General features: G+C 76.7%; 1 protein-coding gene. It reads right to left on the bottom strand.

Annotated elements, in window-relative coordinates; genetic code table 11:
• Nucleotides 1-197 precede the first annotated feature (197 nt).
• The gene (locus GTW43_RS37310) at nucleotides 198-368 is read right to left on the bottom strand and encodes a Trm112 family protein (RefSeq protein WP_161306397.1); all 171 of its coding nucleotides are present in this window, start codon (nucleotides 366-368) and stop codon (nucleotides 198-200) included.
• Between the last annotated feature and the right edge of the window lie 48 nt (nucleotides 369-416).

Below are 416 nucleotides of genomic sequence, written 5' to 3'. Positions count from 1 at the left end.
GACGGAGCGCGGGCGGCCGTCGGGCTTGAGCTCGCCGATGCCGGCCTCGGCCGCGTGCCGGACCGCGGTGCGGACGCGGGCGCCCGCCTCGGCGGCGCCGCGGAGCAGGCCCCGGCGGTCGGCTCGGGCGAGCGCGTCCGGGTCGTCCAGGAGCGTTTCGTCGAACATGGCGTCGGTCTCCTGCTTCGCGGTGGGGGTTACGCGGGGCGGCGGGCCTCGTCGACGAGGAGAACGGGGATGCCGTCGCGGACCGGGTAGGCCAGGCCGCACTCCTTGCCGGTGCAGATCAGCTCGGCGTCGGCCTCCTCCAGGGGGGCGTGGCAGGCCGGGCAGGCGAGGATCTCCAGGAGGCCGGCTTCGAGCGGCATGGGCGTTCCCTTCGGGGTACGGGTGTCGGGGCGGGGCCCCTACGGTGT

Origin of the sequence: Streptomyces sp. SID5785, assembly GCF_009870065.1 — a bacterium.
Lineage (GTDB): Bacteria > Actinomycetota > Actinomycetes > Streptomycetales > Streptomycetaceae > Streptomyces.
This window is presented reverse-complemented; position numbering and strand designations above follow the sequence as displayed.